Annotated in this window: 2 protein-coding genes; both read right to left on the bottom strand. The window is 75.1% G+C overall.

The features are described 5' to 3' along the window. Positions 1-1,596, bottom strand: a 1,596-nt coding sequence (locus tag AB0K37_RS42005; RefSeq protein ID WP_363991790.1) for a hypothetical protein, incomplete at its 3' end; no start/stop codon positions are given. Continuing rightward, positions 1,593-1,829, bottom strand: a 237-nt coding sequence (locus AB0K37_RS42000) for a hypothetical protein (RefSeq protein ID WP_363991787.1), incomplete at its 5' end; no start/stop codon positions are given. The genes AB0K37_RS42000 and AB0K37_RS42005, both read right to left, overlap by 4 nt.

Genomic DNA, 1,829 nt, shown 5'->3' with positions numbered 1-1,829 from the left:
GTTGAAGACGCAGGAGGAGACAACTCCCACGCGCCGGCTACTAAGCTCGCGGACCTTTTCGATGACGAATAGCTGGACGACTCGCGCGGCGTCCGCCGCGGGCAGTCCGGTCACCCAGCCGAGCAGGTCGGCGACGGCGGCGGGTTCGGTGTCGAGGCCGGAGGCGAAGTACCGCACCTGGGCAGCGACCTGGTCGAGCGTGCGCACGGTGTTGCCCAGCCCGACGCGGTCGAGCCATTCGCGCGGGCCGGCGCCCGGGTCCAGACCGCGCCCGATCTCCGTGCGCAGCAGCAGGTCCGTCTTGGTGACGACGACGGCGACGCGCTTCTGCCGCCCCTGGTCGGGACGCGAGCGCAGCTCGTTCAGAACCCGCTGGAGGGTGTCGGCCGGGTCCTCCTCCGACGAGGCGGCGGCCTCGTCGACGAACTCCCTCTCGTCCCCGGTCAGCGACCGGCGGAGCTGGGGGAGCGCGAACGGGTCGACGACGAACAGCAGCGCCTCGCCGTGGTCCAGATAGCGCAGCGACTCGACCTCCGTCGCGCCCGTGTAGTGCTCGCCCGCGGGGTCGAACAGGTAGAGGATGCGCCGCGCGCGGCCCGGAAGCTCCACGTCCACCATGGTCGCCAGGGGGAGCTCGGGGCCGGTCTTCGCGAGGCGCCCGCCGCGCTGGAACTCGCGTATCGCGCCCGCGTACGCCTGCGCGTGCCGCTGCTCGACGAACGACAGCCGCCCGTGGACCGCGCGGGCCCGCGCGTGCAGGGCCCGGATGCCGAGGACCATGAAGGTGGTCTTGCCGGCGGCCGGCCCGCCCACGAACGGCAGCGGCTCCACGCGGACGCGCCCGATGCGCTCGGGCAGCCGCCCGCCGCAGTGCGGGCAGTACGCGGCCAGGCGGAAGCGCCCGAGCGGGACGGTCGTGGGAAGCCGCGCCCCGCAGCGGCACACGTGCCGGAACGCGCCGCCGGCCCCCGGCGAGAGGCGCCGGTGCCGCGCCCCGCAGCTCGGGCACGCGTACTCCGGCAGCCCGATCCGCTCGTAGCAGAAGGGGTGCGGGCACGTCTGCAGGATGCGGGCGTACCCCATGAAGACGCGCTCGACCGCCGCCAGGACCAGCACGCACGCCAGCCACGACGCCAGCCCGACCGCGGCGACCAGCCCGTACAGGATCGTCAGCGCGAGGACGAACACCGCCGCGGGAACGGCGGCGGCGACGATGCCCGCGCACAATGCCAGCCAGACCGGGAAGACGAAGAAGCCCCACGGGCCGCCGAGGAGGGTCCGGGTCAGCCTCAGCACGACGCCCCGGGCCGTCCGGTACACCTGCGGGACGACCGTGCGGCTGATCATCCACCAGTCGCGCCACACCTGGCCGAGCAGGTAGTGCCGGTAGGCGACGGCGGGCTCGGCGACCGGCGAGGGCCCCTCCAGCGTGGACGGCGCCAGCGTCCGGCACGCGTGCAGGCAGTACAGACCGAGCGCGGCGGCCCCGGCGACGACCAGCGTCGCGGCGAACAGCACGGGGAACACGTACATGAACCCGAGCCACATGGCGCCCGCCCACACGGCGATCAGCAGCAGCACGATGACGGGGTTCACGGCGCACCCTCCGCGAGAAGGGCGCGCAGCTCGGCCCGCAGCTCGGGCCGGCGCGCCAGATGGGAGTCGAGCTGCCTGGCCGCGAGCCACCGCCGGGCCGCCGCCCGCGCCCACGCCTCCAGGGACGGCTCGGCCGCGCCGTGCCCGCGCAGCCGCAGCACCACCTCGACCAGCTCGTTGCGCCGCTCGACCTCGCCGCCGCGCAGCGGCGCCCGGCCCGCGCGGACGCGGCC

It is taken from the genome of Actinomadura sp. NPDC049753, assembly GCF_040674655.1.
Classification (GTDB): Bacteria; Actinomycetota; Actinomycetes; order Streptosporangiales; family Streptosporangiaceae; genus Spirillospora; species Spirillospora verrucosospora.
The sequence above is the reverse complement of the archived record's forward strand: the minus strand, read 5'-3'. Positions and strand labels throughout refer to the sequence as shown.